The 24,061-nt window shown below is 64.6% G+C and carries 27 protein-coding genes; 11 read left to right on the plus strand and 16 right to left on the minus strand.

Annotation, left to right across the window (positions count from 1 at the left end):
* The 4 genes from FYJ91_RS01400 to FYJ91_RS01415 all read right to left on the minus strand — a co-directional run bounded on the left by FYJ91_RS01400 (position 1) and on the right by FYJ91_RS01415 (position 4,179).
* Complete coding sequence (locus FYJ91_RS01400; protein ID WP_149520494.1) at positions 1 to 1,278, minus strand: SAM-dependent methyltransferase; 1,278 nt, start codon at positions 1,276 to 1,278, stop codon at positions 1 to 3.
* A gap of 143 nt (positions 1,279 to 1,421) precedes the next feature.
* Positions 1,422 to 2,786: a cryptochrome/photolyase family protein gene (locus FYJ91_RS01405; RefSeq protein WP_149520495.1), complete on the minus strand. Its 1,365-nt coding sequence runs from the start codon at positions 2,784 to 2,786 to the stop codon at positions 1,422 to 1,424.
* A 7-nt stretch (positions 2,787 to 2,793) separates the two neighbouring features.
* Positions 2,794 to 3,201 (minus strand): hypothetical protein, encoded by a 408-nt coding sequence (locus tag FYJ91_RS01410; protein ID WP_149520496.1) that lies wholly within the window; start codon positions 3,199 to 3,201, stop codon positions 2,794 to 2,796.
* Between the two features lie 27 nt (positions 3,202 to 3,228).
* Positions 3,229 to 4,179 carry a histone deacetylase family protein gene (locus tag FYJ91_RS01415; protein ID WP_149520497.1) on the minus strand — a complete coding sequence of 317 codons (951 nt, stop codon included), beginning with the start codon at positions 4,177 to 4,179 and terminating at the stop codon, positions 3,229 to 3,231.
* 13 nt (positions 4,180 to 4,192) lie between these two features.
* Between FYJ91_RS01415 and FYJ91_RS01420 the strand changes: the two genes are divergently transcribed.
* Complete coding sequence (locus tag FYJ91_RS01420) at positions 4,193 to 5,122, plus strand: alpha/beta hydrolase (protein ID WP_246152356.1); 930 nt, start codon at positions 4,193 to 4,195, stop codon at positions 5,120 to 5,122.
* 2 nt (positions 5,123 to 5,124) lie between these two features.
* The gene (locus FYJ91_RS01425) at positions 5,125 to 5,604 is read left to right on the plus strand and encodes an RNA pyrophosphohydrolase (protein WP_181008300.1); all 480 of its coding nucleotides are present in this window, start codon (positions 5,125 to 5,127) and stop codon (positions 5,602 to 5,604) included.
* Positions 5,605 to 5,622: 18 nt separating this feature from the next.
* Here FYJ91_RS01425 and FYJ91_RS01430 read toward each other — a convergent pair whose 3' ends face one another.
* The 5 genes from FYJ91_RS01430 to FYJ91_RS01450 form a co-directional block, all read right to left on the minus strand.
* Entirely contained in the window at positions 5,623 to 6,282 is a 660-nt protein-coding gene (locus FYJ91_RS01430; RefSeq protein ID WP_149520499.1) for an OmpW/AlkL family protein, read from the minus strand.
* 85 nt (positions 6,283 to 6,367) lie between these two features.
* A complete protein-coding gene (locus FYJ91_RS21070) occupies positions 6,368 to 6,646 on the minus strand; it encodes a hypothetical protein (protein ID WP_181008301.1) in 279 nt (92 codons plus the stop codon).
* Between the two features lie 11 nt (positions 6,647 to 6,657).
* On the minus strand, positions 6,658 to 7,119 hold the full coding sequence (locus FYJ91_RS01440; protein WP_149520500.1) for a GreA/GreB family elongation factor: 462 nt from the start codon (positions 7,117 to 7,119) through the stop codon (positions 6,658 to 6,660).
* Positions 7,116 to 7,901 carry a DUF1365 domain-containing protein gene (locus FYJ91_RS01445; protein ID WP_149520501.1) on the minus strand — a complete coding sequence of 262 codons (786 nt, stop codon included), beginning with the start codon at positions 7,899 to 7,901 and terminating at the stop codon, positions 7,116 to 7,118. Before FYJ91_RS01445 ends, FYJ91_RS01440 begins: the two co-directional genes overlap by 4 nt.
* A complete protein-coding gene (locus FYJ91_RS01450) occupies positions 7,898 to 9,247 on the minus strand; it encodes an NAD(P)/FAD-dependent oxidoreductase (protein ID WP_149520502.1) in 1,350 nt (449 codons plus the stop codon). Before FYJ91_RS01450 ends, FYJ91_RS01445 begins: the two co-directional genes overlap by 4 nt.
* Before the next feature lie 213 nt (positions 9,248 to 9,460).
* Here FYJ91_RS01450 and FYJ91_RS01455 point away from each other — a divergent pair, with 213 nt between their 5' ends.
* Positions 9,461 to 10,261: a DUF1295 domain-containing protein gene (locus FYJ91_RS01455; RefSeq protein ID WP_149520503.1), complete on the plus strand. Its 801-nt coding sequence runs from the start codon at positions 9,461 to 9,463 to the stop codon at positions 10,259 to 10,261.
* 8 nt (positions 10,262 to 10,269) lie between these two features.
* On the plus strand, positions 10,270 to 11,295 hold the full coding sequence (locus FYJ91_RS01460; protein WP_149520504.1) for an SAM-dependent methyltransferase: 1,026 nt from the start codon (positions 10,270 to 10,272) through the stop codon (positions 11,293 to 11,295).
* 120 nt (positions 11,296 to 11,415) lie between these two features.
* On the opposite strand, the gene FYJ91_RS01465 is transcribed toward FYJ91_RS01460, so the two are convergent.
* Both FYJ91_RS01465 and FYJ91_RS01470 read right to left on the minus strand, forming a co-directional pair.
* Entirely contained in the window at positions 11,416 to 11,784 is a 369-nt protein-coding gene (locus tag FYJ91_RS01465; RefSeq protein WP_149520505.1) for a GFA family protein, read from the minus strand.
* The gene (locus FYJ91_RS01470; RefSeq protein WP_149520506.1) at positions 11,781 to 12,185 is read right to left on the minus strand and encodes a DUF2177 family protein; all 405 of its coding nucleotides are present in this window, start codon (positions 12,183 to 12,185) and stop codon (positions 11,781 to 11,783) included. Before FYJ91_RS01470 ends, FYJ91_RS01465 begins: the two co-directional genes overlap by 4 nt.
* A 254-nt stretch (positions 12,186 to 12,439) precedes the next feature.
* Between FYJ91_RS01470 and FYJ91_RS01475 the strand changes: the two genes are divergently transcribed.
* Positions 12,440 to 13,684, plus strand: coding sequence for an MFS transporter (locus FYJ91_RS01475; RefSeq protein WP_149520507.1), 1,245 nt, complete (start codon positions 12,440 to 12,442; stop codon positions 13,682 to 13,684).
* A gap of 93 nt (positions 13,685 to 13,777) precedes the next feature.
* On the opposite strand, the gene FYJ91_RS01480 is transcribed toward FYJ91_RS01475, so the two are convergent.
* Positions 13,778 to 14,521 carry an SDR family oxidoreductase gene (locus FYJ91_RS01480; protein WP_149520508.1) on the minus strand — a complete coding sequence of 248 codons (744 nt, stop codon included), beginning with the start codon at positions 14,519 to 14,521 and terminating at the stop codon, positions 13,778 to 13,780.
* A 105-nt stretch (positions 14,522 to 14,626) separates the two neighbouring features.
* Between FYJ91_RS01480 and FYJ91_RS01485 the strand changes: the two genes are divergently transcribed.
* Positions 14,627 to 15,013, plus strand: a complete 387-nt coding sequence (locus FYJ91_RS01485; RefSeq protein ID WP_149520509.1) for a winged helix-turn-helix transcriptional regulator — start codon at positions 14,627 to 14,629, stop codon at positions 15,011 to 15,013.
* Between the two features lie 141 nt (positions 15,014 to 15,154).
* Here the strand turns inward: FYJ91_RS01485 and FYJ91_RS01490 are convergent, their stop codons facing one another.
* Entirely contained in the window at positions 15,155 to 15,913 is a 759-nt protein-coding gene (locus FYJ91_RS01490) for a competence/damage-inducible protein A (protein ID WP_246152358.1), read from the minus strand.
* A 65-nt stretch (positions 15,914 to 15,978) separates the two neighbouring features.
* On the opposite strand from FYJ91_RS01490, the gene map reads away from it, so the two are divergent.
* From map to glnA, 4 genes are all read left to right on the plus strand, one after another.
* Positions 15,979 to 16,803, plus strand: a complete 825-nt coding sequence (gene map / locus FYJ91_RS01495) for a type I methionyl aminopeptidase (RefSeq protein WP_149520511.1) — start codon at positions 15,979 to 15,981, stop codon at positions 16,801 to 16,803.
* Positions 16,804 to 16,841: 38 nt separating this feature from the next.
* Entirely contained in the window at positions 16,842 to 17,321 is a 480-nt protein-coding gene (locus tag FYJ91_RS01500; RefSeq protein ID WP_149520512.1) for a hypothetical protein, read from the plus strand.
* Between the two features lie 167 nt (positions 17,322 to 17,488).
* On the plus strand, positions 17,489 to 17,827 hold the full coding sequence (locus FYJ91_RS01505; protein ID WP_149520513.1) for a P-II family nitrogen regulator: 339 nt from the start codon (positions 17,489 to 17,491) through the stop codon (positions 17,825 to 17,827).
* Between the two features lie 80 nt (positions 17,828 to 17,907).
* Positions 17,908 to 19,320: a type I glutamate--ammonia ligase gene (gene glnA, locus FYJ91_RS01510; protein WP_149520514.1), complete on the plus strand. Its 1,413-nt coding sequence runs from the start codon at positions 17,908 to 17,910 to the stop codon at positions 19,318 to 19,320.
* Positions 19,321 to 19,505: 185 nt separating this feature from the next.
* Here the strand turns inward: glnA and FYJ91_RS01515 are convergent, their stop codons facing one another.
* Positions 19,506 to 20,657, minus strand: a complete 1,152-nt coding sequence (locus FYJ91_RS01515; protein WP_149520515.1) for an epoxide hydrolase family protein — start codon at positions 20,655 to 20,657, stop codon at positions 19,506 to 19,508.
* 57 nt (positions 20,658 to 20,714) lie between these two features.
* Positions 20,715 to 21,971, minus strand: coding sequence for a TCR/Tet family MFS transporter (locus tag FYJ91_RS01520; protein ID WP_425473960.1), 1,257 nt, complete (start codon positions 21,969 to 21,971; stop codon positions 20,715 to 20,717).
* A gap of 140 nt (positions 21,972 to 22,111) precedes the next feature.
* Between FYJ91_RS01520 and FYJ91_RS01525 the strand changes: the two genes are divergently transcribed.
* Positions 22,112 to 23,359 (plus strand): multidrug effflux MFS transporter, encoded by a 1,248-nt coding sequence (locus tag FYJ91_RS01525; protein ID WP_246152359.1) that lies wholly within the window; start codon positions 22,112 to 22,114, stop codon positions 23,357 to 23,359.
* On the opposite strand, the gene FYJ91_RS01530 is transcribed toward FYJ91_RS01525, so the two are convergent.
* Complete coding sequence (locus FYJ91_RS01530) at positions 23,356 to 24,018, minus strand: nitroreductase (RefSeq protein WP_149520517.1); 663 nt, start codon at positions 24,016 to 24,018, stop codon at positions 23,356 to 23,358. The genes FYJ91_RS01525 and FYJ91_RS01530 overlap by 4 nt on opposite strands.
* Between the last annotated feature and the right edge of the window lie 43 nt (positions 24,019 to 24,061).

The raw sequence follows: 24,061 nt of genomic DNA on the forward strand, positions 1-24,061 counted from the left end.
CTACCGCTTCACCAGCGTCACCTGCGCGACGTCGATGCCGCCGCCCGCAAAGCCACCTTCGCAATACATCAGGTAGAAACGCCACAGCTTGACGAATTCGGCGTCGAACCCGTCGGGCAACTGGTTCGCCGCGACCGCCGCGTCGAAGCTGACCCGCCAGCGCTTGAGCGTCTCGGCATAATGCAGGCCGAAGCCGTGGCGGTCGCGCCATTCGAGGCCGGCCTTCTCCGCCGCAGCGCGAAAGCGGCTTTCGGAGATCAGCATGCCGCCGGGGAAGATATAGGTCTGCACGAAATCGGGATCGGTGCGGTAGCTGTCATACACCGCGTCGTCGATCGAGATGAACTGGATCGAGGCCTTACCGCCGGGCTTCAGCGCGCGGGCGATCGCCTGCATATAGGCCGGCCAATATTCCTCGCCGACTGCCTCGACCATTTCGACGCTGGCGACCGCATCATATCGATCGGGCACGTCGCGATAGTCGCAGATCTCGAAGCGCGCCTTGTGCCCCAGCCCTTTGGCGGCCAGCCGATCGTCGGCATATTTCTTCTGTTCGACCGACAAGGTGATCCCGGTGACGTCGGCGCCATATTCGGCTGCAGCCACCTCGGCGAGCCCACCCCAGCCGCAGCCGATTTCAAGCAGCTTGTCCCCCGGCTTGAGATCGAGCCGGTCGAGCATCGCGCGGATCTTGCGGGTCGATGCTTCCTCGAGCGTTTCTGCGGGCGAGATCGGCTCAGCGAACAGGGCCGACGAATAGCTCATCGTCTTGTCGAGCCACAGTTCGTAGAAATCATTGCCCAGATCGTAATGGAAGGAGATGTTCTTGCGGCTGTTCGCGCGGCTGTTCCGGCGGAAGGCGTGCAGGATCATGTTGAACGCGCGCAGCGGCCCCTGCGCACGGCCGAGTTCGCCCAGCGGGTGGCGGTTGCGCATGAACAGATCGAAGATCGGCACCGGATCGGGGCTGGTCCATTCGCCTTCGGCCCAACTGCGATACCAGCCGACCGATCCGGCGGTGACGAGGCGGACAAGCGGCATCCAGTTCTTGAGCTCGCAGATTGCGACGGGCCCGTTGGTGGGGTTGCCGAGCACGCGGAAGCTGCCGTCGGGCAAGGTCGCCTCGATCGCGCCTTCGACGAGCCCGCCGTGGATCGTGTCGAGCAACCGCTGGAATCCCGGTGCGAACAGCCGGGCGATCAGCCCTGCGCCTGTCGCGAAACCGCGATCGGCCTTGACGAGATGGCGACCGCGGGCGGCGGGCGGCTGGGCATTCATCGCTGGCGTTGCTCCCCTCACAACAGCGTCGATAACCGGCTGTATAACGGGGGATACGGGGCGGGAAGCGGGTTTGTTGCGGATTGTGTCGGCGGGCGAAAATTTTCGTGGACGCCTTCGCCTCCCCCCTCGTGAGGGAGATGTCAGCTTTTCGCCGCTGCCAACGCCCGCTCGCGCGCCTCGCGATGGCCGATCAGCGGCTCGGGATAATCGTTCGGCGCGCAGCCCGCCTCATGCGGATTGTGAATCGCATCGCCCTCTATCTCGCGCAGTTCCGGCACCCATTCGCGGATGTAATCGCCTGCGTCGAACTTCCGCGATTGCACCAGCGGCGCCATGATCCGGCCGAACGGGTTGCTGTCGATCCCAGTCCCGGCCACCCACTGCCAGTTGACGGCATTGTTGCCGTAATCCGCATCGACCAGCGTATCCCAGAACCATCGCTCGCCGCGCCGCCAGTCGATCAGCAGATGTTTGATCAGGAACGAGGCGGCGATCATCCGCACGCGGTTGTGCATGATCCCGGTCGCCCACAATTCGCGCATGCCGGCGTCGACGATCGGATAGCCGGTTCGTCCTTTCGTCCACGCATCGAAATCACGATCGGGCGCCGCGCCCGTCCGCCAGCGGAAATGATCATAGGCATCGCGCCCGTTCTTCCGCCCATAATCGGGCAGGATATCGATCACGTTCGCCGCGAAATCGCGCCACGCCACCTCGCGCAGCCACGGTTCGGCCTTGGCGCGGCCGTGCTTGGCGGCGCGGTGCCAGACATAGGCCGGCGAAACCTCGCCGAAGTGGAGATGCGGCGACAAACGCGACGTGCCCTCGATCGCGGGCATGTTGCGATCATGATCATAGTCTTCGATCTTGGGCAGGAAATCGGCGAGCGCCTCGCGCCCCCCAACCTCGCCCGGCGTCCAGATGTCGAAGCCCTTCGCCCAATCCGGTTTGGTCGGCAGCAGATCCCAGTCCGACAGCCGGTCGCCATCGATCGCGACATGCGGTGCGGTGAAGGCCGAGGGTGCGGGATGCGGCGTGGGCGGCGGCATCTGTTCCTTCAACGCGCGCCAGAAAGGCGTGAAGACGCGATAGCGCGTGTGCGATCCGGTCAGCACTCCATCGGGTGCGGCGAGCCGGCTGCCTTCGTAGAGCCGCAGATCGAGATGCCTGGCGAGCGCCTCCTCGGCCGCCTGCCACCAAGGTTCGTAATGATGGATCGCATGGATGCTTTTCGCGCCGACGGCCTCGGCGACCGCCCGCAACTCCTTCACCACATCGCCGCGCCGGAGCACGAGCCGCCCGCCTTTCTCGCGGATCGCCTCCCCCAGCGCGGTCAGGCTGTGGTGCAGCCACCAGCGCTGCGCACCGCCAATCGCCCAGGGACCGGCAGCAGCATCGTCGAGCACATAGACACCGATCCACGGCCCCTCATGGGTTGCGGCGGCGACGGCGGCTTGATCGGAAAGGCGGAGATCCTGGCGAAACCAGACGAGGGAGGCGGTCATGCGTCCCTTAACGCGCCGGCCGTGCGGGGGCTGCAAGCGTCTTGAGCAGGGTCGCGCGATCGGCCTCGGGCAGTGCGCGGAGAAGCTCGATCAGCTTGTCGTTGCTGCGCTTGCGCCGTTCGGCCTGCAACGCCTCATCCTTCTTGAGCAGCATTTCGAGCGCGTCGACGTCGATCGGGACGGCGGCGATCAACTGCAGCCGCTCGAGGCGCAGCGCGTCGATCTCGCTCTTGAGCTGCCCAGCGCGCGGATCGGGCTCGGCATAGACCTGTGCGGCAATCGTGCGCCCCTCTGGAGACAGGCCGCTCCAGTTCGCTCCGGGCGTCAGCACCACCGGCGCGGGTGCGACAGGCCGGGGTGCGGCGGCAAAAGCGGGAACGGCGAGCGCCGCGAACAGGGCAAAGCGAACGAACATCGGCAGCATCCTTTCGATAGCCCCGCTTTACGCCGGGCCCGGCGCCGCGACAAATGCGCGGTGGAGCGCGAGGATCGTCGCGACATGGCGGCGCGCCACCGCCATGCGATCGGCGCCATAACCTCCGCCGAGTGCGCTCGCGATCGGCAAAGCTCGCCCGCGCGCCATTCGCATCACGAACGCATCGCGCGCCGCCAGCCCGCCGTCGCTCAGCGCCAGCCGGCCGAGGCGGTCCTCGACATGCGGGTCGACGCCCGCCTGGTAAAGAATGAAATCGGGCGCGAAATCGTCGATCGCGCGCGGCAATGTCTCCGCCAGCGCGGCCAGATAGGCCTCGTCGCCCGTGGCGTCGGGCAGGCCCAGATCGAAGCTGCTACGCGCCTTGCGGGCCGGAAAATTCTTTTCGGCGTGGATAGAGAAGGTGAAGATGTCAGGCCGCCCGGCAAGCAAGGCAGCGGTCCCGTCGCCCTGGTGGACGTCGAGGTCGATGATCATCACGCGGGCGGCGTCGCCTTCGGCCACCAGCCGGTTCGCGGTGATCGCCAGATCGTTGAACACGCAATAGCCCGCGCCCGTATCGCCAAGCGCATGATGGCTGCCTCCCGCCATGTTCGCGGCATATCCATGTTCGAGCGCAAGCTTCGCCGCCAACCACGTCCCGCCCGGTGCCAGCTGCGCGCGGCGGGCGGTGCGCTGGACGATCGGAAAGCCGATCCGCCGCTCCTTCACCGGCGGCACCGCGCAGGTCAGCACCTCGGCGACGTAGGCAGGATCATGGATCGCCTCGATCCAGCCGACCGGCATCGGATCGGGCGTGTGGATGATGTGCGGCACCGCACTGTCCGCCAGCGCCTCCATCACCAGCCCATATTTGTCGAAGGCGAAGCCGCTCCCCGCCGCGCCCGGTGCGACATAATCGGGGTGATGGACGACGTGCAGCTTGTCAGCGCCGTCCGCCTGCCCCACCTCGTCCGTCATGGAAAGCGACTTCATGCGTCCCGATGTGCGGACGTTCCTCGACAAGATCAATGGCATGGACCGGCCCGCGCTCTATCGGATGGCCGCAGCCGACGCCCGCGCGCAATCGGCGCAGGACAATGCGCGCAGCGATCTGCCTGCCGAACCGATCGCCTTTCGTCGCGATCTGACCATCCCCGCCCCGCACGGATCGATCGCCGCGCGCTTCTACGATCCGCAGCCGGAACGCGACGAGGCGGGGCCGCTGATCGTGTTCATCCACGGCGGCGGCTTCGTGCTGGGCGATCTCGACACCTATGACAGCGCGGCCACCGCGATCGCCAATGGCACCGGGCTTCCCGTCATTTCGATCGCCTATCGCCTCGCGCCCGATCATCCCTGGCCCGCAGCACCCGACGATTGCGAGGCGGCGCTGCGCTGGATCGCGGAGCAGCCCGATCTGTTCGGCCGCGCCCATGATCGGATCGCTCTGGCGGGCGACAGCGCGGGGGCGACGCTCTCGATCGTATCGGCGATGGCGCTGCGCGAAACGCCCGCCGCCCTGCCCGTCACCGCTATTTGGGCGCTCTACCCCGCGACCGACCTGCGCCGACGCTATCCTTCGACCGAGCGGTTCGCCGAGGGTCATATGTTGACCGCCGAACTGCTCCGCTGGTTCAACGAATGCTACGCGCCTGATTTTCGCCATTGGCGCGCGTCGCCGGGGCATGGCATCCTGGCTGGTTTGCCCCCGGTGCTGGTGTCGACATCGTCGCTCGATCCGCTGCTCGATCAGGGCCGCGCCTTTGCCAAGGCGCTGGTCGAGGAAGGCGGCTCGGTCATCTATGACGAGGCGGCGGGTACGATCCACGGCTGGCTCACGTTGCGCCGCGCGCTTCCCTCCGCCAATGCCGATCTCGCCCGCAACCTTGCGCTTTTCCGCACATTGATCGACCTGAGGTGATCATGACCGACCTTCCCTACCGCCCCGCCGCCGCGATCATGCTGCTCAATGCCGAGAACAAGGTGTTCGTGGCACAGCGGATCGATACCAAGCTCGAAGCCTGGCAGATGCCGCAGGGCGGCCTCGATCCCGGCGAGGAGCCCGAAGCCGGCGCGCTGCGCGAACTCGAGGAGGAGACGGGCATTCCGCCGTCGCTCGTCGAGATCATCGGCAAGGCGCCCAGGGAATTGCTCTACGATCTGCCGCCCGAAATGCTCGGCAGAATGTGGGGCGGCAAATATCGCGGCCAGCGCCAGCACTGGTATATCGCCCGCTTCCTCGGCACCGACGCCGACGTGAACCTCGAAACCGAGCATCCCGAATTCCGCGCCTGGAAATGGGCCGATGCGAGCGAACTGGTCGACCTGATCGTGCCCTTCAAGAAAGAGCTTTACGCTCAAGTGGTCGATGCCTTCCGCGAGCATCTCGGGGTGCCTGAATAGGCACCCCTTTCCGGCACGCTAGAACCGCGTTCCGATTCCCACGCCGAACACCAGCGGATCGAGACGGACCTTCACCCGCTGCACGCCCGCAGCCGCGGTGGTCAGGCGGGTCTTGGTGTCGATGTCGACATATTTGACGTCGAAGTTGAGGAACACCTTCTCCGTCAGATCGAAGTCGATGCCGGCCTGCGCCGCCCAGCCGAAGCTGTCCGACATATGCACGTCGGTCGGCCCCACGGCACCGCGCAGCGCCTTCGACGCCTTCTCGTTGTAGAAGATCGTGTAGTTCACGCCCGCGCCGACATAGGGCCGCACCTTCGCCTCCGGCGCAAAATGATATTGCGCGGTCAGCGTGGGCGGCAGCACCCACGTCGATGCCAGCTTGCCCAGCGTGCCGGTCGTCCCGGTCCTGCCGCTCGCATTGTGCTTGGTGGTCGCGGCGATCAGTTCGAAGCCGACATGGTCGGTCGCCATATAGGTGACGTCGGCCTCGGGCATGATCGAGTTGTTCACCTTCACTTTCTCGCCCGGAAAGGCGGGCAGGATGCTGCTGCTCTTTTCGTTCGGCGCGACCAGGATGGCGCGCGCGCGGACGATCACGTCGCCCTGCTTCGCCTGCGCGGGGGCCGCTATGCCTGCGATCGCGGCCGTGGCGAGCAGGATGATGGTGCGGCGCATAGTCTGTCTCCTTCACTGCGTGACGAAGACCGCCCTGCGCCCGGACGAGGGATGCGACATTGACGGTGGTCAATCCCTCAGACCGTCATGCTGAACTTGTTTCAGCATCCACCAGCACCGCGAAGGCACGCTCGACGGCTTTACCAAACGCTACGGAATCAACCGCCTCGTCTTCTACGAAGCTGGTGGCGACATGAGTGCCGCAATCGAGCGTGAGAAACAGATCAAGCGGTGGCGGCGTGAGTGGAAGATCAACCTCATCGAGCGCGACAACCCGGCTTGGGAGGATCTGGCGGTGGGGTTGGGCTTTTGACCTCTTGGCTAGTCTCCAGCCGCCTGGTGGATGCTGAAACAAGTTCAGCATGACGGGTGGGTTTAGAGGGGAGTGATTTCCAAAATCTCGATCGCCTCGGCACGCCCTGCAAAGTCCACCCGCTCGCCCTCGTAAGCGCCGATCAACGCGCGGGCGATCGGGGAGGAGAAGGAGATGAGGCCGGCCGCCGGATCGGCCTCGTCATCGCCGACGATCGCGATCTCGTTGGTCTTGCCGTTGAGCCGGTAGCGGACGCGCGTGCCAAAAGCGGCTTCCTCGCCGTCCGCTAAAGGCTGCACCACGGCGGTGGCCTTGCGGGTTCGCCAGTAACGCAGGTCGCGCTTGATGGGCTTGAGGGTCTCGTCATCGCCGCCCTGGGCGACGCGTGCTTCGAGTTCGTCGACCCTTGCTTCGATCAGCTTGAGGCCGTTTTCGGTGACGAGATTGGGGCCAGGCGGGATCGGCAACTCGAACTTGGGTTCGAGATGCTCGTCGTCCCCCTCGCGCCGGAAGGCGACGCTCATTCCGCTGCCGCCATCTGCGGCGTGACGATCGACACGCCGTCGCCCGCGGTCGCGACGTGGCGGCGCACGCCGATCCGCTTGAGGAACAGCCACAGCGCCTCGACATGGATACCCGCGACCACCTTGAGCGTCAGCAGCGGGTGCCGCACGAACTGACGCACCCACTCGCCGTCGCTCATCTCGCGCCGCGCGCCCGCGAAGGCCGCCATGATCAGCGGGCCGTTGGCGTCACCGCCCTCGACGATCACCTTCGTCCGATCGCCGGGCACGTCGACCGTGAAGTCGTAGCGCATATCGATGTCCATGAAGGGCGAGACATAGAAGCATTTGTCGCACGCCTGCCGGATCGTTCCGTCCTGCGGGCCGTCCACCGGAATGACGTAGCTGTGGCGTTCCTTGAAGGTGTTCGTCACCTCATAGATGATCGTCGACAGGCTCCCGTCGCGGCGGTGGCAGAACCACACCGACAGCGGATTGAAGACATGGCCGAACATGCGGGGCATGGTCAGCAAACGGATCGCGCCGCCATCGGGTTCCTGCCCCGCCTGACGCACCAGCGCCTCGATCTGCGAGCGCAGCGGCGCACCCGATCGATCGCCGAAATCCTTGTCGAAGAAGGAAAACAGGTTGAAGCGATTGCGCGAGAACAGCCGCGACCTGGCCGACAGACCGTCGATCTCGTCAAGGTCGAACAGGCACTGGAACACCTTGTAGCGCAGTTTGTGCGCCCGCGGGCGGTAGCGCTGGTGAAAGACTTCGCCCGTGTAGATCGCAGACTTCACGCCGCAGCCGCCTCGCGTCCGCGCGCCAGTTCCATCGACAGACGGCCATTGGGGCTTTCGACGCTCCACGGCCGCTTCGCGCCCAGCATCTCCGCGACCGCGAGGCCCGATTGCAGACCGTCCTCGTGGAAACCCGCGCCCAGATGCGCGCCACAGAAGAAGGTGTTGCGCGTGCCCTGAATCCCCCAGATCTCGCGCTGCGCCTCCAGAGCGGCATGATCGAAGATCGGATGTTCGAAGGTCGTGCGATTGATCTCGTGCCCCGCCCCGATCGCGCGATTGGGGTTGAGCGTGACGATCAGCGGGCGCTTGGTCTCGAACCCCTGCAGCCGGTTCATCCAATAAGAGACGCACAGGTCTCCGGTCGCGTCATTGGCGTGGCGGCGGCCGAAATAATTCCACGCGCCCCATAGCGAACGCCGCTTGGGCATCAGCGCAGGATCGTCGTGCAACACGGTAAGGTTGGTCGAATAGCGAAAGGCACCCAGGATCGCGCGCTCCTGCGGAGACGGATCGGCCAGCATCGCGAGCGCCTGATTGCCGTGCGACGCAATCACCACCTCGTCGAACGTATCGCGATGACCCGCCGTGTCGACGATCGTCACTTGCCCGCCTTTGCGCTCAACCTGCGCGACCGGCGTGCCGACCCGGAACTCGCCTGCGAAATCGCTCAGCATACGTTCGACATAGGCACGGCTGCCGCCCACCACCGTCCGCCATTTGGGACGCGCGCCCAGATTGAGCAGGCCGTGATTGTCGCAGAAGCGCACGAACGCTTCGGCCGGATAATCGAGCAGCAATTGCGCGGGCGCGGACCAGATCGCCGCCGCCATCGGCAGCAGATGATCGTCGCGAAACGCATCGCCATAGCGCCCCTGTTCGAGCATCTGGCCCAGCGTCATATCGCCGAAACCGCCAATCCCCGCCGCCGCCTCGCGATAGAAGCGGACGAGATTGCGCAGCATCGACCAGAAGCGCGCCGAAAACAGGTTGGATGGCTGCGCGAACAGCTGCCAGATCCGGTCGCCGGCGGCATATTCGAGCTTCCCGTCGTCGAGCGACACGGCAAAGCTCATGTCGGTCACGCGCGCCTCGACACCCAGATGGCGCAGCATCGCGATCAGATTGGGATAGGTGCGGTCATTATAGACGATGAAGCCGGTGTCGACGGGCAGCGTCCGGCCGCCGCCCATATCGACATCGATCGTGCGGCTGTGCCCGCCGGGCCGCCCTTCAGCCTCATACAGCACGACATCGTTGGTCCTGGCGAGGAGCCACGCGGCCGAAAGCCCGGCGATCCCGCTGCCCACCACCGCGATACGTTGTCCGCTGCGGCCTTCACTCATCACGATACCCCACCTGAATGCACGGCCTGCGCCGGCCATCGCCCAGTTACGGGCGCGATAGCGCGCGGGTTGCGAACCGTCCCCAGTCGCACAGCTAAACTGTGTCACGGCAATGCGGAAGTCCCGACCACGAAACGAAGCCGATCGCAACCACTTGGCCTCGCCCGCCGTATTGCCTACCAAATGACGAAGGGGGGACGATCGGGGGCAGGCATGACGGCCATCACCAGCATCATAGTCGCGGCCATCGTCCTGTCGGTGATGATGGCGACCGCATGGTGGTTGCAGAAGCGCACGGGCCAGTCGGGCTGGGCCGATGTCTTCTGGTCCTTCGCGATCGGCATGGGCGGAATCATCACCTGCTTCGCGCATATCGGCGGCGCCCCCGCGCTGCGCACCGGGCTTGTTGCGGCAATGGTGATCTTCTGGTCGGTCCGGCTGGGGCATCACATCCTGATCCGCACGCTCGGCGCCAAGAGCGAGGACCCGCGCTACGCCGACCTGCGCCGCGAATGGGGCGACCGCTTCCAGATGCGGCTGTTCCTGTTCCTGCATATCCAGGCTTTGTGCGGCCTCGGCCTCGTCGTCAGCGTCTTCGCCGCCGCGCACCGGCCGGGCGATTTCCCGCTGCTCACCGACTGGATCGGGCTGGCAATCCTGATCGTCTCGGTAATCGGCGAAGGCGTGGCCGACCGGCAGCTGCGCGCCTTCGCGAAGGGTCCGGCGAACAAGGGCAAGGTCTGCGACGTCGGGCTGTGGGGTTGGTCGCGCCACCCGAACTACTTCTTCGAATGGCTCGGCTGGATCGCCTATGCCGTAATCGCAATCGATCCTATGGGCGGATGGTGGCAGGGCTGGCTCGCGTTGATCGGCCCGTTGCTGATGTACTGGCTGCTCGTCTATGCCTCGGGCATTCCCCCGCTCGAAGCGCACATGCTCCGATCGCGGGGCCAAGCTTTCCGCGATTATCAGGCGCGCACAAGCGCCTTCTTCCCTCTCCCTCCCAGAAAGTAAGCGACTTCATGGATCTGATCGCGCTCGCCACCACCGCCGTCGAGCGGCTGCCGCTTCCCGATGCCGTCACGCTGGGGGGAGTCCGCTTTCTCGTCGGCAATACCGGCCGTCGGCTTGCCAAGTTGCCGAGCAACGATGCCGAATTCGCCAGGACGATGGCCGATTACCCGATCGCCACGCACACCGACGACGCGAACGCCCAGCATTACGAAGTGCCCGCCGGCTTCTTTGACTTGTGCCTCGGCCCGCGTCGCAAATACAGCTCGTGCTTCTACCCCTCGCCGTCCTCGACGATCGCCGAGGCCGAGGAGGCCGCGCTTGCGCAGACGGTCGAACATGCGAAGATCGAGGATGGGATGGACGTGCTCGAACTCGGCTGCGGCTGGGGCTCGCTCAGCCTCTACATGGCCGAGACCTTCCCCAATGCGCGGATCACCGGAGTCTCCAACTCGCACGGCCAGCGCGAGCATATCGAGAAGCTGGCCGCCGCGAAGGGGCTGACCAACCTGACGATCATCACCTGCGACATGAACGATTTCCAGCCGGAAAAGCGTTTCGATCGCGTGGTTTCGGTCGAGATGTTCGAGCATATGTCGAACTGGGATGCGCTGCTCGGCCGGGTGAAACAGTGGGTGAAACCGGAAGGCTATCTCTTCATCCACATCTTCACGCACGACAAATCCTGTTACCGCTTCGACCATGCCGACAAGGCCGACTGGATCGCGCAGCATTTCTTCACCGGCGGCGTCATGCCCAGCCACGGCCTGATCCGCCAATATCCGCAGCATTTCACCGTCGAGGAGGAATGGCGCTGGAACGGCAAGCATTACGAACGCACCGCATTCGACTGGCTCGCCCGCTTCGACGCGAACATCGACAAGATCCGTCTGATCCTGAAGGAAACCTACGGCAAGGATGCGAGCCTGTGGGAGCGCCGCTGGCGCATGTTCTTCCTCGCGACCGCTGGCCTCTTCGGCTGGCAGGACGGCGTGCCATGGGCGGTGAGCCATTATCGGTTGAAGCCGTCCCAGTAAGTCCTCCCCGGGACGGGGAGGTGGCGCCGAAGGCGACGGAGGGGGGCCATCACAAGCGATGCGCCCAGCCGCCTGCCCCCTCCACCGCTAAGCGGTCCCCCTCCCCGTTCCGGGGAGGATTTAGAGCGCCGCCTTCGCCTTCTCCCAATCCTTGCCGTCGAACGGCACGATCGTGACGTCGAGATCCTCCCAGTCATCCACGCATTTCAGGTGGATGCTGATCCCCTCCGGATGAGAACGCGGGCGGTAGAAACTCTTGATGCCGCATTGCGAGCAGAAGATGTGCCGCGCCTTGCCGGTCCCGAAGCGGTAGGTGGTCGTGTCCTTCTGCCCCTCGACCAGTCGAAAGCGCGTGTCCGGCACGATCAGGTGGAGATAGCCGGTCATCGAACAGATCGAGCAATTGCAGTCGAGGATGTCGATCGGCCCGTCGTCGACCGTCGCTTCGAACCGCACCAGACCGCAATGGCAACCGCCCTCGATCTTCACCGGGTAACCGTCCGCGTCAGGAAGTAGGCGGCGGTCGCCGACGATCCGGAGATGAAGGTGCCCCAGGCGATGTCGGCCAGCGTGATCTTGGTCGACCAGACGACGAGCGTCGCCTGATTGGTGAGATCGTAGGTCGCGTAGCAGAAGAAGCCGAACGCTGCGCCTTTCACCAACGCGCCCTGCCATCCACCGCCCGACAGCGCGGGGTTGACCGCGAAATAGACGAGGCCGCCGATGTAGATCAGATAGAAGATCACCGCCGTCACCATCCGGGGCTCGGGCGCCAGGATCGATCCGATGATCGGTTTGTACAGATGGGGCCCCACCTGGGTCAGCCAGATCGCATCGATGATCGCGAACACGATCATGGTGGCGATATAGGCGACGAAGATCCTCAGCATAAGCGCGTTCTCCTGTGTCGTTCCATCATGAACGACTCTTACGGCTCCGTCACGTCATCTCCCTGTCTCGTCATTGCGAGGAGCCGGAGGCGACGGAGCAACACGCGTCCCAACGTCGGACTGGATTGCTTCGCTCCGCTCGCAATGACGAATTGAGGCGCTGGCACCCCGCATCTTCCGCCCTTGCCTTTCCCCCGCCGCGCGTCGATGAGGGGCGGGTCCCGCCAGGGGAGAGGCCGGGCGACAGAGGAATCATGGCCACCCAGTCAAAGGGCCGCAGTGCGGCGGTGTTCATCGTCGCCACCATCCTGATCGACGCGATCGGTTTCGGCATCATCATCCCGGTGATGCCGCGGCTGGTGATGCAGCTCGGCCATGTCGATATCGCCACGGCGACATGGATCGGCGGCTGGATGTCGGCGATCTATGCGGTGATGCAGTTCCTGTGCGGGCCGCTGGCCGGCAATCTGGGCGATCGCTTCGGGCGGCGACCGGTGCTGCTGCTGGCGCTGGGCGGGTTCACGATCGATTATCTGCTGATGGGCTTCGCGCCGACGCTCGCCTGGCTGTTCGCCGGGCGACTGATCGCGGGCGTCTTCGGCGCGTCGTTTGGCCCCGCCACCGCCGCGCTGGCTGACATCACCCCGCCCGAGAACCGCGCCAAAAGCTTCGGCCTGGTCGGCGCGGCGTTCGGGATCGGCTTCATCGTCGGCCCCGCGATCGGCGGCCTGCTCGGTGAGATCGACGCGCGCGCGCCCTTCTATGCCGCCGCCGCTTTTTCGGCCGCCAACTTCCTGTTCGGGCTGTTCTATTTCCCGGAAACGCTCGCGCCCGAAAATCGCCGATCGTTCCAGTGGCGCCGCGCCAATCCGATTGGCGCGTTGATGGCGGCGGGCAAGCTGCAGGGCGTGCTCGGCCTCGCCGGCATCCTGCTGCTGTGGAACATCGCGTCCATGGTCTATCCGGCGACCTGGTCCTTCTTTGCGATCGCTCGGTTCGATTGGTCGAATGGGATGATCGGCGCGTCGCTCGCGATCGCCGGCATATCGATGACGGTCGTGCAGGGCGGCATCCTCGGCCGGGTCGTCAAGCGTCTTCGCGAGCGCAAAACCGCGATGCTCGGCGTCGCCGTGGCAGCGGTCGGCTATCTCGCCCATGCCTTCAATCCTTACGGATCGCTTGCCTTCGTGCTGGTCGGCGCCACCGCGCTGCAGGCGCTCGTCCAGCCGTCGATCACCGCGATGATGTCGCAGCGCGCCCCCGCCAATGCGCAAGGCGAGATGCAGGGCTTCATCGGCAGCCTGAACGCGATCGGTGCGATTGCGGGGCCGCTGCTGCTCAACCCCGCGCTCGCTTACTTCACCAGCCCGACGGCGCCGGTCCACTTCGCCGGCGCCGCCTTCATCATCGCGGCCGCTTTCGCCGTCGCCGCCTTGGTCGCGCTGTCGATGGCGAAACCGATGCGCGAAGTGGACGCGGAGAAAGCCACTTCTCCCTAACCTCGTCATTGCGAGGAGCCGTAGGCGACGTGGCAATCCACTCCGATCTGCGGAATGGATTGCTTCGCTACGCTCGCAATGACGAGGTTGGGTTCAGAGCGACTTCAGCATCGCCAGCACGTCGCCATACCGCCCTTCCGCCTCGGCGAAGCGTAGCGGCTTGACGCGTTCGACCAGGATCTCCGCTGGTGTCGGCGTGGTCGCGAAGAGACCCATCACCTCGTCGATATAATCCTGCAGCGGCATATAGCCTTCGCGGGTCGACTGGCCCGGCGTTAAGCCGGTCTGCACCGCTGGTGGCGCCAGTTCGATCACCTCGACGCTCCCGCGCAGCTGTTCGCGCAGGCTCACCGTATAGCTGTGGATGGCCGCCTTGCTTGCCGAATAGATGGGCGCCTTCATCAGCGGGACGAACGCCAGGCCCGAACTGACATTGACGATCGCGGCATCGGGCTGCGTCCCAAGATGATCGACCAACGCGGCATTAAGCCGGATCGGGCCGAGCAGGTTGGTCACGATCGTCTCTTCGGCGCCGTTGAGCCCATCGCCACGGGTCAGATCGTCGGTGCGCATCATGCCGGCATTGTTGATCACGACGTTAAGGCGCGGATGCTCGGCGATCAGAGTCCTCGCGAAGGCCGCGATCGATTCCGCGCTTTCGACGTCCAGCTCGATCGCATGCATGCCGGTGCGGCCCGCGATCGTCTCGTCGAGCGCATCGCGGCGGCGACCCGCGACGATCACGTCATTGCCCAGATCGTTGAAACGGCGCGCAAGCTCGCGCCCGATCCCGCTGCCGCCGCCGGTGATAAGAATAGTGTTACCGCTGGTCTTCATCGTCCAAATCCTTGTTCGAGAGGATGATGAGCCTTATTTAATCCATTAGTTTCGATTCGAAAGAAGGCACCTGAAAGTGCCGTAGTTACCCGAAGGTAAGTAATAATGGCGACGAACCCGCACGACTTTCCCTTCTCAACTGATCCGCGCGTCGAGGCGCTCGTGACCGAGGTGATCGGCCGCGTCGCCGACAAATGGACGATGCTGGTTCTGGAGGCTTTGGAGGAGCATGGCGAACTGCGCTTCACCGCGCTCGCCCGCGAAATCCCCGGCGTCAGCCAGAAGATGCTGACCCAGACGGTCCGCGCGATGGAACGCGACGGCCTGCTGACACGCACGGTGCATCCGGTCGTCCCACCGCGCGTGGATTATAGGCTCACCGACTTGGGCCACAGTCTCGGCGAGGCATTCTGCGGCGTATGGCAATGGGCGGAGGCAAACCTGTCGGCGATCGACGCGGCGCGCACGGCATTCGACGCGCGGAAGGGTTAGACAACCTCCCCTCCCCACTCGTCATTGCGAGCTTAGCGAAGCAATCCAGGCCCGCAAATGAGATGGTCGCGAGCCTCTCCAATGCGGGCCTGGATTGCTTCGTCGCCTTCGGCTTCTCGCAATGACGAGGGTAAGTAGCGGCTAAATCCCGTCCACCACCGGCTCGTAGCCCAGCGCCGCCAGCCCCGCCCCGATCGCGGCGATGCACGCCTCCACCGTCGCCGGGTCGGTCGATCGCACCACGAAGTTCGCTCCACCCCTGCCCTCGCGCCAGAACGGGTAGCTGCCGATCTGCGATCCGTCATGCGCCGCCTCGGTCGCGCGCAGCAGGTCGGCGACCTCGCTTTCGGGCACCCAGCAGCCGATCGTCCGCGACAGCATCGGGCGGCCGCCCTCCAGCGTGCCTGACAGCGCGTCCAGCATCAGTTCGGCGATGCGCGGAACACCGGCCAGGATGAAGATGTCGCCCACGCGGATGCCCGGCGCGCCGGTCGCGGCATTCTTGATCAGCGTCGCGCCGGCGGGCACTCGCGCCATGCGCAGCCGTGCGTCGTTGATGCCCCCGCGCGACTCGTAATAGCCTTCCAGCACCGCGCGCGCCTCGGGGTGGATCTCCACCTCGACGCCCAGCGCCGCCGCGATCGCATCGACGGTGATGTCGTCATGCGTCGGGCCGATGCCCCCGGTGGTGAACAGATAGTCGTTGCGGGCCTTCAGCGCGTTCACCGCCTCGCCGATCGCGCCGATATCGTCGGCGACGACGCGAACCTCGGTCAGCCTTATGCCCTGTGTGTTCAGCCAAGTCGCAACCTGCCCGACATTCTTGTCCTGCGTGCGCCCTGACAGGATCTCGTCGCCGATGATCAGCAGGGCGGCGGTCCAGATGCGGTCGGATGTCATGCCCACCGCCATAACGTGCTGTGCCGCACTCGCAAAGTGAGGACGATTGGACTATATCGACATGCATGACGACCTATGTGAACGCCGACGAAGCCGTCCATTCGCGCACCAGCGCGATCAAGCTGCACGGGCCCGCTGACTTCGAAGGGATGCGCGCCGCCGGTCGCCTCGCCGCCGAGATCCTCGATGCGGTCGCCCCCCATGTCGTTCCCGGCGTCACCACCGAAGAGATTGACCGCATCGTCTATGACATGACGATCGCGGGCGGCGCGGTGCCCGCCACGATGCATTATCGCGGATATACCCATAGCTGCTGCATCAGCATCAACCATGTCGTGTGCCATGGCATTCCGGGCAGCCGCACCCTGAAGGACGGCGACATCGTCAATGTCGACGTCACCCCCCTGCTCAATGGCTGGCATGGCGATTCGAGCCGGATGTATCTGGCAGGCGATGTCGGCGTGAAATCGCGCCGGTTGGTCGAGGTCACGCATGAATGCCTGATGCTGGGCATCGAGCAAGCGAAGCCCGGCAATCGCCTGGGCGACATCAGCCACGCGATCCAGACGCACGCCGAAAAGCATCGCTACGGCGTGGTCCGCGATTTCTGCGGTCACGGCCTGGGCCGCGTGTTCCACGATGCCCCGGAGGTCGTCCATATCGGCCGCCCCGGCACCGGCCCCGAGCTCAAGCCCGGCATGTTCTTCACGATCGAACCGATGATCAACATCGGCCGTCCGGACGTGAAGATGCTCGACGATGGCTGGACGGCGGTCACACGCGATCGATCGCTCTCGGCGCAGTTCGAACATTCGATCGGCATCACCGAAACCGGCTGCGAGATCTTCACGCTCAGCCCACGCGGCCTGCACCGACCACCTTACGCCTGAACACCCTTCGTCATCGCGACGGTCCAAGGAGCCTGCTTATGCATCGTCGTGTCACGATATTGGCTGCATTATCGATGCTGACGCTGGCCAGCATGGCACAGGCGGAAAACCTCACGCTCGTCTGCCAGGGTCAGGGCGAGAAGCTCGGCTCGGGCTATAAGAGCGGCTATATGTGGGACGACAAGCAAAAGAAGTACGTTCCCCAGAGCGGCATCGAGAACGAAATGCGCCCCTATGCTGCGGCGGTGACGGTGCGCGTTTCGGGCGACAGCGGATCGGTCCAGCTTCCCAAATCGATGATCCCCCCGATCCATGGTAGCGGCGATGGAGATGGATGGTGGCCGCTCAACGACGTCATCGTCGGCGACAGGGAAGTCCGCGCGAGCTTCAAGCTCAACGGGCTCAACCATCCCAAGCTGCGCATCGATCGCATGACGGGCATGTTGACGATGAGCGGAACTGGCTTCGATTTCACCGGGCGCTGCGAAAAAACCGACGCCAACGAACGCCGCTTCTGAACGATCACCGCTTGGGCATCATCCGCCCAAAAAAACGGCACCTGTAACAAAACTGCCCTCATATGCGGCAGCGCAACAGAATATCGCGACAGCGTGGCGCACTATCCTTGCGACTCGCTTCGTGGCACGCTTATGGGACTTTTGTTGCGCGGGCCGGGGAGGGCCAAGTGAAGAAGATCGAAGCCATCATTAAGCCCTTCAAGCTCGACGAGGTGAAGGAAGCGCTGCACGAAGTGGGCGTGTCCGGCATCACCGTCACCGAGGCCAAGGGTTTCGGGCGCCAGAAGGGCCATACCGAACTTTATCGCGGCGCCGAATATGTCGTCGATTTCCTCCCCAAGGTGAAGCTCGAGGTCGTCGTCGAAGACAGCCTCGCCGATCGCGTCGTGGAGGCGATCGCCGCCGCCGCGCAGACCGGCCGCATCGGGGACGGAAAGATCTTCATCATTCCGGTCGAAGGGGCGGTCCGCATCCGCACCGGGGAGAGGGACGGCGACGCGATCTGATCGCGCACCGCCGACAGTCAACGGGGTGACAATGATCGCCCGCTCAGTTTCAAAAGCATTCTCACGGGGAAGGCACTATCATGGCGAACAAGGCGTCTGACGTCCTGAAGATGATCAAGGATCAGGAGATCGAGTGGGTCGATCTTCGTTTCACCGATCCCAAGGGCAAGTGGCAGCACCTGACGATGGTCTCGAGCGTCGTCGGCGAAGACGAGCTCAACGAAGGCTTCATGTTCGACGGTTCGTCGATCGAAGGCTGGAAGGCCATCAACGAATCGGACATGGTCCTGAAGCCCGATCTGGACGCGGTGTGGACCGATCCTTTCTCGGCAACCCCGATGCTGATCCTGGTCTGCGACATCGTCGAGCCTTCGACCGGTGAGCTTTATGCCCGCGATCCGCGTTCGTGCGCCAAGCGCGCCGAAGCCTATGTGAAGACGCTGGGTATCGGCGACACGATCTACGTCGGGCCGGAAGCCGAATTTTTCATGTTCGACGACGTGCGCTTCGACAACACCTACAGCTCGTCCTACTACCACATCGACGACATCGAGCTGCCGACCAACACCGGCAAGGAATATGAAGGCGGCAACCTCGCCCATCGTCCGCGCGCGAAGGGTGGCTACTTCCCGGTCGCGCCGGTCGACTCGGCCGTCGACATCCGGGCCGAGATGGTCACGACCATGCTCGAAATGGGCCTGCCCTGCGACAAGCATCACCACGAAGTCGCCGCCGCTCAGCACGAGCTCGGCCTCACCTTCGGCACGCTCGTCCAGACGGCCGATCGCATGCAGATCTATAAGTATGTCGTGTGGCAGGTCGCTCAGGCCTACGGCAAGACCGTGACCTTCATGCCGAAACCGATCGCCAAGGATAACGGCTCGGGCATGCACACCCACATGTCGATCTGGGACAAGGGCAACCCCCTGTTCGCCGGCAACGGCTATGCCGGTCTGTCCGACATGTGCCTGTACTTCATCGGCGGCGTCATCAAGCACGCCAAGGCGCTCAACGCCTTCACCAACCCGACCACCAACAGCTACAAGCGCCTGGTACCGGGTTACGAAGCCCCCGTGCTGCTCGCTTATTCCGCGCGCAACCGCTCGGCTTCGTGCCGCATCCCTTATGGTGCGGGCGCCAAGGCGAAGCGCGTCGAGTTCCGCTTCCCCGACGCGATGGCCAATCCGTATCTCTGCTATGCAGCGCTGCTGATGGCTGGCCTCGACGGCATCGAGAACAAGATCCATCCCGGCGACGCGATGGACAAGAACCTCTACGATCTGCCGCCGGAAGAGCTGAAGGAAATCCCGACGGTCTGCGGTTCGCTCCGCGAAGCGCTGAACAGCCTGGAAGCCGATCATGCCTTCCTCACCAAGGGCGGCGTGTTCACCGAGGACCAGATCGAGAGCTATATCGAGCTCAAGTGGCCGGAAGTCGCCCGCTGGGAAATGACGCCGAGCCCGGTCGAATTCGACATGTACTATTCGAGCTGATCCCTCACCGGATCGAAGAGAAGGGGCGTCCCGGCCATGCCGGGGCGCCCTTTTCTTTTGTCTTTCATCCTCCCTCTGGCGGGGGAGGTGGCGACGGAGGGGGAGGATGCGGAACCTCCTATTGGCCGCCGCCCTCCCACTCCGTCAGCTTACGCCGACACCTCCCCCTGGCGGGGGAGGATCAGTCAGGCGCGAAACATCCCAAAGAACGTCCGCATCTCCTCCACGAACAGCCCCGGCTCCTGCAGCGCCGCGAAATGGCCGCCCTTCGGCGGTTCGCTCCAATAGACGAGGTTACCCATGTGCCTCTCCATCCAGCGGCGCGAAGCGTGGCGGGTTTCGCCCTGGAACGCCGAATAGCCCGCCGGTATCGGAACGCCGACCGGCATCTGATAGGGCGAATGACGCAGTTCCCAGTAAAGCCGCGCCGACGATGCCGCGGTCGCGGTCAGCCAGTAGAGCGTGATGTTGTCGAGCAGGTCGTCGATCGCGAACACGTTAAGCGGATCGCCATCGCAGTCGGTCGTCCAGTCGCGGAACTTCTCGTAGATCCACGCCGCCTGCCCCACCGGCGAGTCGGTCAGCGCGTAACCGATCGTCTGCGGCCGGGTCGATTGCTCCATCATGTAGCCACGCAGCCACATGTCGCCCTGTGCGCGTTGCGCCAAATAGCGCTTCTCGTCCTCGTCGGCGTTGGCGATATCCTCTGCGGTGGGGATCGTGAAGGCCAGGTTCGAGTGGTAGGCGACCAGCCCCGGCGCCGCATCGCCCGCCATCTGGAGCGTGATCGACGCGCCATAATCGCCGCCCTGCGCGACATAGCGATCATAACCGAGCCGTCGCATCAGTTCGGCCCACGCCTTCGCCGTCTTGGCGATGCTCCAGCCATGTTCAGCCGGCTTGCCGGAGAAGGCGAAACCGGGACAGGACGGCAGGATCAGGTGAAATGCATCCTCCGCCTTCCCGCCATGCGCGACCGGATCGACCAGCGGGCCGATGACATGAACGAACTCGAGCACCGAACCCGGCCAGCCATGCGTCATGATAAGCGGCAGCGCATTTTCGTGCTTCGACCGGATGTGGAGGAAGTGGATATCGAGCCCGTCGATCGTGGTGATGTGCTGCCCCCACCCGTTGAGCATCGCCTCGCACCGGCGCCAGTCGTAATTCTCCGCCCAATGCTTCACGAGCCGCTGCATGTCGGCGATCGGTACGCCCTGCTTCCACTCGCCGATCGTCTCGGCCTCGGGCCAGCGCGCATGGCGCAGGCGGCTGCGCAGATCGTCCAACTCGCTCTGCGCTATTTCGGTGTGAAACGGCCTGATCGTCTCGTCCATTCATCCTCTCCTTTATTTTGCCGGAGAGACTGGCGGACATTCGTTTCGGCCGGAAGTCTATTCGTTGCTCGTTCGGTGGACAAACACACCCACGCCGGATGCCGCGAGCAGAACGGCCGCCGCAATCCCGAACGCCGCCCAGGGATGCGTCGTGATCGTCATCGCATAGATCCAGCCGAAGAAGATCGGCGATCCGATCCCGGCAATCGCGCCGACGCTGTTGTTCGCGCCCTGCAACTGCCCCTGCTCGCGCTCCGAAACGCGCCGCGTCATCATCGCCTGGATCGTCGGCATGGCGAGCCCCCAGGCCGCGTTGGGGATCAGCGCGAGCGCAAACATCAGCGGGCTCTGCGCGAAAGCGATCATCGCAAGGCCGAAGGCGCCGCCGAACAGGCCGAGCAGCATCGTCACCCGGTCGCCCAGCCGCTTCGTCACCGGCCCGACCACCAGCCCCTGCACGACCATATCGAGCACTCCTGCCCCCGCCAGCAGCAGGCCGACGCCGAGCGTGCCGATCCCGTAGCGATGATCGGCGTACAGCACATAGACCGCCGCAAAGACGTGGTGCGAGAAATAGACGAGGAAGTTGACCGTCGCGAGGCTCGCCAGCTCGGGATGCGACCGCAGCAGGGTCAGCGCGCCGACCGGGTTGGCCCGCCGCCACGAAAACGCCATCCGCCGGTCCTTCGGCAGCGATTCCGGCAACACGAGCAGCCCGTAGAGGAAGGCGATCGCCGACAAAGCCGCCGCTGTCCAGAACGGCACGCGCGGCCCGAAGACGCCGAGCATTCCGCCCAGCGCCGGCCCGATCACGAAGCCCGCGCCGAACGCCGCGCCGATCAGGCCATAGGCCCGCGCGCGTCCCTCGGGCGGGGTGATGTCGGCCATATAGGCGTTGACGGCGGTGAAGCTCGACGATGTGACGCCGCCGATGATCCGCCCGATCACCAGCCATGCCATGCTGGGCGCCATCGCCATCATCACCCAGTCCGCGGCGAGGCCCGCGGTCGAGATCAGGATCACCGGGCGCCGCCCGAAACGATCGGACAGCGATCCGATCAGCGGCGAGCAGACGAACTGCATCATCGCCCATAAGGCGACCAGCACCCCGTTCCACTCGCCCGCCGCCGCGTTCGATCCGGCAAATTCGGTGATCAATGTCGGCAGGACGGGGATGACGAGCCCCATCGCCATCACGTCGAACATCGCGGTGATAAGAATGAAGGCGATCGCCGCGCGGTTCTCGCGCGGGGGCGTGGGGATGCTGCTGGACGGCATTCGCAGCGGTCTAAGCGCGAAATATGACGGCGGCAACGGTTGCCCAAAAGCCGGTTAACGGCTAGATAGTGCGCGTCCGCTCCGCCGGACCGCCGGCGGCCCCCACATCACCGAAGCTGCGTTCGCGCCGATCCGCGCGTCACGCCACCGTCACTTGTCCGCGTCAGGAACTGCCCGTGCATTCGCCTGCCCCTCCCAAACAAGCCACGCCCCACCCCGGCATCCATTTCCGCGAGTTCGTCGCGATGATGGCGATGGTCATGGCGGTGAACGCGCTGGGCGTCGACATGATGCTCCCCGCCTTGCCGGCGATCAGCGCCGATCTCGGCGTCACCGTGGAAAATCACCGCCAATGGGTGATCGCCATCTACATGGCCGGCTTTTCGGTGATGCAGCTCGTTTATGGCCCGCTGGCCGATCGCTTTGGCCGACGGCCGATCCTGATCGCCACGATCGCGGTCTATGCGGCCATGAGCCTGATCGCCTCGGTGGCGGCCAGCTTCACCTTGTTGCTTGTGGCGCGGCTGCTTCAGGGCATGGCATCGGCATCGACCCGCGTTCTTTCGGTTTCGGTCGTGCGTGACTGTTATGGCGGGCGCACGATGGCGCGGGTCATGTCGCTGTGCACGATGGTGTTCCTCGCGGTGCCCATCCTCGCCCCATCGCTCGGCCAGCTCGTCCTGCTGATCGCGCCGTGGCGCGGCATCTTCTACGCGCTCGCCGCCTTCAGCGGCCTCGTCGCTTTGTGGGTCGCGCTGCGCCTTCCAGAAACGCTCCATCCGGAGGATCGCCGCGCGATCACCGTCGCCTCGATCGCATCTGCGATGAAGCACACGCTCACCAACCGCTATTCGCTTGGCTACACCCTGTGCATCGCCTGCATGTTCTCGTGCATCATGAGCTTCATCAACAGCGCCGAGCAGGTGTTCGTCGACGTGTTCGACGTCGAGCAGGTCTTCCCGCTGATCTTCGCGGGCATCGCCGGTACGATGGCGCTGGCGGCGTTGATCAATTCGCGCATCGTCGAGCGTTACGGAATGCGCAAGGTCTCGCACAGCGCGCTGCTGGGCATGCTCGCGATCAACCTCGTCCACCTTGCGACCATCGTCGCTGGTCATGAAACGGTCGTCACCTTCGCGATCCTGCAGGGCATGATGATGTTCTGCTTCAACCTGACCGGATCGAACTTCAACGCGATGGCGATGGAGCCGATGGCGCATATCGCCGGCACGGCATCGTCGGTGCAGGGCTTCCTGTCGACGGTCCTCGGCGTGATCGCGGGTTTCTTCGTCGGGCAGGCTTTCGACGGCACCACCCTGCCCCTCGTCCTGGGCTTTACCGGCGCCGCCGCGACCGCGCTCGTCATCGTCCTGATCGTCGAGCGCGGCCGCCTGTTCCACGGCCACATCGCGAACCGGGTCTAGAATCCTTCAAAGCGGATATTCTCGTCCAGCGGCACGCGCTCGCGTTCGAAATTGTTCGCGGGTGATGCCGGGTCGCGGTGGCCGATCGCGATCCCGCAGAACAGCAAAGTGCCGTCCGACAGGCCGAGATGGTCTTTGATGCTGCGGCCATAGACGCCCATATATTCCTGTGCGCAGCTATCGAGCCCTTCGCCGCGCAGCAGCAGCATGATCGTCTGCAGCCACATGCCCGTGTCGGACCATTGCGCTTCCTTCATCGCCTTGGGGAAGTGGCAGAGCAGCAGCACCGGCGCGCCGAACGAGACCATGTTGGCGCGCGCGAACGCCTCGCGATTGTCCTTCTCGCCCCGACCGCTCCCCATCGATCCATAGAGATGGCGGCCGAGCACGGAGAGGCGCGCATGATATTTCGGATCGATCGCGCTGGGCGCCGAAAAGTCATATTCCGGCGGATCGTCGCGCTCGCTGACCGACAGCCGGTCCTGCAATGCCTTGAGCGGCGCGCCGGTCAGCACAATCGCCTCCCACGGCTGATAATTGCAGCCCGAAGGCGCCATCCGCGCCTGATCCAGCACGCGCTTTATCGTCTCCAGCGGCACCGGTGTATCGAGAAACGCGCGGACGGATCGGCGCGTGGCCACGGCTTCAGCGACGTTCATTCATTCCCCCGATCGTCTTGTCACGGCCAAGAGACAGGAGGGG

It is taken from the genome of Sphingomonas montanisoli (assembly GCF_008274695.1).
Classification (GTDB): Bacteria; Pseudomonadota; Alphaproteobacteria; order Sphingomonadales; family Sphingomonadaceae; genus Rhizorhabdus; species Rhizorhabdus montanisoli.

Bases quoted from the DNA above. Each gene is read 5' to 3' on its own strand.
- FYJ91_RS01400 (WP_149520494.1), bottom strand. From the start codon at position 1,278: ATGAATGCCCAGCCGCCCGCCGCCCGCGGTCGCCATCTCGTCAAGGCC.
- FYJ91_RS01405 (WP_149520495.1), bottom strand. From the start codon at position 2,786: ATGACCGCCTCCCTCGTCTGGTTTCGCCAGGATCTCCGCCTTTCCGAT.
- FYJ91_RS01410 (WP_149520496.1), bottom strand. From the start codon at position 3,201: ATGTTCGTTCGCTTTGCCCTGTTCGCGGCGCTCGCCGTTCCCGCTTTT.
- FYJ91_RS01415 (WP_149520497.1), bottom strand. From the start codon at position 4,179: ATGACGGACGAGGTGGGGCAGGCGGACGGCGCTGACAAGCTGCACGTC.
- FYJ91_RS01420 (WP_246152356.1), top strand. From the start codon at position 4,193: ATGCGTCCCGATGTGCGGACGTTCCTCGACAAGATCAATGGCATGGAC.
- FYJ91_RS01425 (WP_181008300.1), top strand. From the start codon at position 5,125: ATGACCGACCTTCCCTACCGCCCCGCCGCCGCGATCATGCTGCTCAAT.
- FYJ91_RS01430 (WP_149520499.1), bottom strand. From the start codon at position 6,282: ATGCGCCGCACCATCATCCTGCTCGCCACGGCCGCGATCGCAGGCATA.
- FYJ91_RS21070 (WP_181008301.1), bottom strand. From the start codon at position 6,646: ATGCTGAACTTGTTTCAGCATCCACCAGGCGGCTGGAGACTAGCCAAG.
- FYJ91_RS01440 (WP_149520500.1), bottom strand. From the start codon at position 7,119: ATGAGCGTCGCCTTCCGGCGCGAGGGGGACGACGAGCATCTCGAACCC.
- FYJ91_RS01450 (WP_149520502.1), bottom strand. From the start codon at position 9,247: ATGAGTGAAGGCCGCAGCGGACAACGTATCGCGGTGGTGGGCAGCGGG.
- FYJ91_RS01455 (WP_149520503.1), top strand. From the start codon at position 9,461: ATGACGGCCATCACCAGCATCATAGTCGCGGCCATCGTCCTGTCGGTG.
- FYJ91_RS01460 (WP_149520504.1), top strand. From the start codon at position 10,270: ATGGATCTGATCGCGCTCGCCACCACCGCCGTCGAGCGGCTGCCGCTT.
- FYJ91_RS01470 (WP_149520506.1), bottom strand. From the start codon at position 12,185: ATGCTGAGGATCTTCGTCGCCTATATCGCCACCATGATCGTGTTCGCG.
- FYJ91_RS01475 (WP_149520507.1), top strand. From the start codon at position 12,440: ATGGCCACCCAGTCAAAGGGCCGCAGTGCGGCGGTGTTCATCGTCGCC.
- FYJ91_RS01480 (WP_149520508.1), bottom strand. From the start codon at position 14,521: ATGAAGACCAGCGGTAACACTATTCTTATCACCGGCGGCGGCAGCGGG.
- FYJ91_RS01485 (WP_149520509.1), top strand. From the start codon at position 14,627: ATGGCGACGAACCCGCACGACTTTCCCTTCTCAACTGATCCGCGCGTC.
- FYJ91_RS01490 (WP_246152358.1), bottom strand. From the start codon at position 15,913: ATGACATCCGACCGCATCTGGACCGCCGCCCTGCTGATCATCGGCGAC.
- map (WP_149520511.1), top strand. From the start codon at position 15,979: ATGACGACCTATGTGAACGCCGACGAAGCCGTCCATTCGCGCACCAGC.
- FYJ91_RS01500 (WP_149520512.1), top strand. From the start codon at position 16,842: ATGCATCGTCGTGTCACGATATTGGCTGCATTATCGATGCTGACGCTG.
- glnA (WP_149520514.1), top strand. From the start codon at position 17,908: ATGGCGAACAAGGCGTCTGACGTCCTGAAGATGATCAAGGATCAGGAG.
- FYJ91_RS01515 (WP_149520515.1), bottom strand. From the start codon at position 20,657: ATGGACGAGACGATCAGGCCGTTTCACACCGAAATAGCGCAGAGCGAG.
- FYJ91_RS01530 (WP_149520517.1), bottom strand. From the start codon at position 24,018: ATGAACGTCGCTGAAGCCGTGGCCACGCGCCGATCCGTCCGCGCGTTT.